This window comes from Variovorax sp. 01T439_2, from assembly GCF_056398445.1.
The window spans coordinates 1-1,629 of record NZ_JBFTPJ010001144.1 but is presented as its reverse complement, the minus strand read 5'-3'; the positions used below and the strand labels follow the sequence as shown (position 1 = coordinate 1,629).

At 62.2% G+C, this 1,629-nt stretch carries 2 protein-coding genes; both read left to right on the top strand.

Annotated elements, in window-relative coordinates; all coding sequences use genetic code 11:
* Positions 1-271: 271 nt before the first annotated feature.
* Positions 272-841 carry an OsmC family protein gene (locus tag AC1DOC_RS32865; RefSeq protein ID WP_478083498.1) on the top strand — a complete coding sequence of 190 codons (570 nt, stop codon included), beginning with the start codon at positions 272-274 and terminating at the stop codon, positions 839-841.
* A gap of 20 nt (positions 842-861) precedes the next feature.
* Positions 862-1,629, top strand: a 768-nt coding sequence (locus AC1DOC_RS32860) for an acyl-CoA dehydrogenase family protein (protein WP_478131467.1), incomplete at its 3' end; no start/stop codon positions are given.

Here is a 1,629-nt window from a genome sequence, read left to right as displayed (position 1 = left end):
GCACATTGCCCATCGTGCTGGCCACATCGTCGTGGATGAGCACGGCGCTGTTCTTGATCTCGCACTTCGTCCAATGTCGGCCGATCCGCGGTTCGACAAATTGTCGACATTCGGTCGGACAATTTGTAGAGCCTCTCCTGTCGAGTCGTTGGCGCCAGACATGCGAACGAGAAAATCCTCAAAGAAAACAACGAGTTAGACGCGCTCGAGAACGATGAGGCCTGTGGCATGGCTCTTGCGCTTGGGAAAGCACCATTCACTGGAGCCACCCATGACCATCACGTCCCCTGCACGCGCAGCCGAAACCAGCCAGTCCACCCTCAAGACCTACCTGCGTCCCATCGATCGCGAAGGCCTGCTTGCCTTCGCAGAAAAGGGGCGCAACAACCCCACCTCCCGCGGTACCAACAAGGTTCACACCATCGTCGATGGCAAGTTCCGTACACTGAGCTACGTCGGTGACCACACGCCGGTGGTCGTGGACGAGCCACCGCATCTGTTCGGCCAGGACACGGCGCCTGCCCCTGGCGAGATTGTGCTGTCCGGCCTGGGCGGTTGCCTGTGTGTGGGCATCACCGCCGTTGCAACGCACCGCAACGTCAAGCTCACCAGACTCGAGATCTTCCTCGAAGGCGATATCGGCAATCCCGCGGCCTGGGGCGCGGGCGGAGCACAGAAGCAGCCTTTGGAAATGGGCTTTCAGCAGATTCGGGTGAAGGTGCTCGTCGAAGGCGACGCACCGCGCGAAGTTCTGGACGACATCGTCAAGCACGCAAACATGAATTCGCCGGTTGCCAACACGATGCGCAACCCCATCCCCTTCGACATCGCGCTCGCCTGAGCGGTCGGGACCGGCCTACCATGTCAGCAGTACTTCAGACGGCGGCAGCGGCCACCGATGCCGAGCCTGCCCGCGCGCAAATGCTCGATGCCGTTCGGGCGGTGGCGAGCGGATCGCTTGCAGCGATGGTCGACGAAATCGACCGCATCGGCACCTATCCCGCAAGCGTCCTGCGCGAATTGGGCAAGGCAGGTGCCTACCGGGCCCAGACGTCCCTGGACGGCCAGCCCGATTTCGTGGCGGCGATCCAGGCCATCACCGAGGTGTCACGCGTGTGCGGGGCCACAGGTTTCATGGTGTGGTGCCAATCGGCCTGCACGCTCTACATGGAGAAGTGCGGCAATCCAGTCTTCCGGGGTGAACGCTTCGAGCGGCATGTTCGCGGTGACACGCTCGGCGGCACGGCGCTAAGCAACCCGATGAAGGCCATGACCGGCATCGAGCAAATGCTTCTCAAGGCTGAAAGGGTCGAAGGCGGCCATGTGGTCAACGGCACCTTGCCGTGGGTGAGCAACCTGGGCAAGAACCACTATTTCGGCGGCGCAGCCACAGTCGTCGCCAGCGGCGAAGCATCCCACGAGATCATGTTCATGGTGCCGTGCGACGACCCGGCGATCGAGTTGCGCGAATGCCCATCCTTTGCGGGCATGGAAGGCACAGGAACCTGGGGCGTGCGTTTCACGAACTTCTTCGTCGGCAGCGATCGGATGATGGCCGACCCGGTGCGCCCGTTCCTCGATCGGATCCGTGCCGAGTTCATTCTTCTTCAGGTGGGCATGGGCCTGGGC

Excerpts from the sequence above, each read along its gene's own strand:
- AC1DOC_RS32865 (WP_478083498.1), top strand. The coding sequence starts at position 272 with ATGACCATCACGTCCCCTGCACGCGCAGCCGAAACCAGCCAGTCCACC.